The organism is Alcanivorax sp. HI0083, assembly GCF_001635175.1.
Genome location: NZ_LWFX01001159.1, coordinates 1 through 2,377, shown reverse-complemented (window position 1 = coordinate 2,377; position 2,377 = coordinate 1). Strand labels below are relative to the sequence as shown.

3 protein-coding genes and 1 pseudogene are annotated in these 2,377 nt (G+C 61.2%); all 4 read right to left on the bottom strand.

Features of this window, described 5'->3' with window-relative positions; translation table 11 throughout:
- Positions 1 to 214, bottom strand: a pseudogene (locus A3754_RS16520) (DUF411 domain-containing protein); the annotation flags it as partial.
- Between the two features lie 60 nt (positions 215 to 274).
- On the bottom strand, positions 275 to 634 hold the full coding sequence (locus A3754_RS16515) for a cupredoxin domain-containing protein (protein WP_063520579.1): 360 nt from the start codon (positions 632 to 634) through the stop codon (positions 275 to 277).
- Positions 631 to 1,284: a class I SAM-dependent methyltransferase gene (locus tag A3754_RS16510; RefSeq protein WP_063520578.1), complete on the bottom strand. Its 654-nt coding sequence runs from the start codon at positions 1,282 to 1,284 to the stop codon at positions 631 to 633. The genes A3754_RS16515 and A3754_RS16510 overlap by 4 nt, the downstream gene beginning before the upstream one ends.
- Positions 1,281 to 2,377 (bottom strand): heavy metal translocating P-type ATPase (locus tag A3754_RS16505; protein WP_156497036.1); only part of this gene is annotated, 1,097 nt, incomplete at its 5' end. The genes A3754_RS16510 and A3754_RS16505, both read right to left, overlap by 4 nt.

The following is a 2,377-nucleotide window of genomic DNA, read 5'->3' as shown; positions in this document are numbered from 1 at the left end:
CATGCACCTTGACCGCGTAGCCGTTGGCTTCCATGTGTTCCACCCAGGCGCCGCAGCAGCCACAGGTGGGGGATTTATACACTTCCAGCACCTTGTCAGTGGCTGCTACCTGTGCGGCCGGTTGGCCGGCAGAGGGGGTTTCTGCCGGTGCCGTCGCTTCTTCGCCACAGGCAGCCATCAACAGGGTAGTTAAAACAACCAGTATTTTTTTCACGGCAAGTCCTCATCATTGTTTGCGTGTTGCGTGTTGCGTGTTGCGTGTTGCGTGTTGCGGTCAGTCTACTATCAGTGTGCCTTGATACATCTGCATTTGGCAGGTGAATCGGAACGTTCCCGCCGGCAGGTGATTCAGGGTCAGCGTGGTGGTTTTGCCGGTTTCCAGAAATTCACTGGTGTCGAGCCCCTGAAATATCACCTGCTCGGCACAGGGTGATGGATCGCGCCGGTCGAAATGCAGGGTCAACGATTCGCCGGCGTTGGCGCGAATGGAGGCCGGAGTATAGACCCCGTCTTCGACAATAATGGTGGTTTCGTGGGTGGCTGACGGTGCGGCGGTTTTGCGCTGCGATAACCAGAACCACCAGACCACCAGCGCCATCAACATCAGGCCGGCCAGATTGACGAGAATATTCATGGTGTCGTCTCCCGGGGTTTGCGGGCGGTAAGTATGACGGACTGCTTGTGCATGGTGTCGCCGAGTACATCGACGCTGTCTTCCGCGAAGGTGGCCAGCGTGGTGTCGGTAAACCCGGCCTGTTCCAGGGCGTGCTGCAGCTCTGGTCCGTGGTAGGTGGAAAAGCCGTGCTGGAAGACGGGCAGGCTGGCCATGCTGTTGTGATCACGCAGGCCCAGCACCAGGGTGCCGCCGGGGCGCAGCAGCAGGAACAAGGCGTGCAGGGCCGGTGCGAGCGGTTGCCAGAAATACACCACGTTCACCGCAACGATGCGGTCCATGGCGGCGGGCGCCAGGGGCGCGTCGGTGAGCGCGCCGTGGATAAAGGCGGCGCGGGTTTCGCCCAGGTAGCGCTCCCGGGCGCGCAGCACCATGTCGCGGGAGGCATCCAGTCCGGTGTAGTGCAGGTTATCCGCCTGCGCCAGCAGGCCGGGAAGGTGGCCGGCTCCACCGGGACCAATTTCCAGAATCCGGTCCCCGTCGGCGGGGGCCAATGCCGCATAGGCGGCGAGAATCACCGGACTGTTACGGTCATCCATGTTGTCTGCGACTGTGTTGCCTTCCTCGCCGTTGGGGTGACGCAGTTGGGCGGCAAGTTGTTCCGGTGTCATGGGGTCGTCCCGTTCGTGTGTTTGGGTTTGAAAAAGCGTAACCGGTTGGCGTTGGTGACCACGGTGACGGAGCTTAGCGACATGGCGGCCCCGGCGATCACCGGGCTGAGCAGGCTGCCGGTGAGCGGGTAGAGTATGCCGGCCGCCACGGGCACGCCCAGGCTGTTATAGACAAAGGCGCCAAACAGATTCTGTTTGATATTGCGTACCGTGGCTGACGAGATCGCCATGGCATCGGCCACGCCATGCAGTGAGCCCCCCATCAGGGTGATGGCTGCGGATTCGATGGCCACGTCGGTGCCGGTGCCAATGGCAAAGCCCACATCCGCCTGGGCCAGGGCCGGGGCATCGTTGATGCCATCGCCGACCATGGCTACGTTGCGGCCTTCGCCCTGCAGGGCCTGCACTTTTTTGGCCTTGTCTTCCGGCAGCACTTCCGCCATCACCTCATCCACGCCGGCTTGTTCGGCAATGGCGTTGGCGCTGGCGGCAATGTCGCCGGTAATCATGATGACCTTTAGTCCCTGTTCCTTAAGCCGGGTGATAGCGGCTTTGGAGTCGTCTTTAATACGATCCGCGACACCGATGATGCCGAGCAGGGTTTTCTGCTCCGACAAGAACAGCGGCGTGGCGCCCTTGTCGGTGAGGGGCGTGCTGTCGAGGTTGATGTTCACCCCTTCATTCTCCAACCAGCGCCGATTGCCCAGTCGATACGCCTTGCCATTGAGGGTGGCAGTGACTCCCTTGCCGTTCAGGGCCTGAAATTGAGTGACGTCGTCCAGCGATACTTCTCGCTGTTTGCTCTCGTTGAGAATCGCTGTGGCCAGCGGATGTTCCGAACCGCTTTCCAGGCTGGCCGCAAGTTTGAGCACGGTATCTTCCTGTTGCCCCTCTGCGCAGATGATATCGGTGACGGCAGGTTTGCCTTCGGTGATGGTGCCGGTCTTGTCGAGAACGATGGTGTCCAGCTGGCTGCTGGTTTGCAGGGCTTCCCCCTGACGAATCAGGATGCCGTATTCTGCCGCCTTGCCGACCCCCACCATCACGGACATGGGTGTGGCCAGGCCCAGCGCACAGGGGCAGGCGATGATCA

Excerpts from the sequence above, each read along its gene's own strand:
- A3754_RS16515 (WP_063520579.1), bottom strand. The coding sequence starts at position 634 with ATGAATATTCTCGTCAATCTGGCCGGCCTGATGTTGATGGCGCTGGTG.
- A3754_RS16510 (WP_063520578.1), bottom strand. The coding sequence starts at position 1,284 with ATGACACCGGAACAACTTGCCGCCCAACTGCGTCACCCCAACGGCGAG.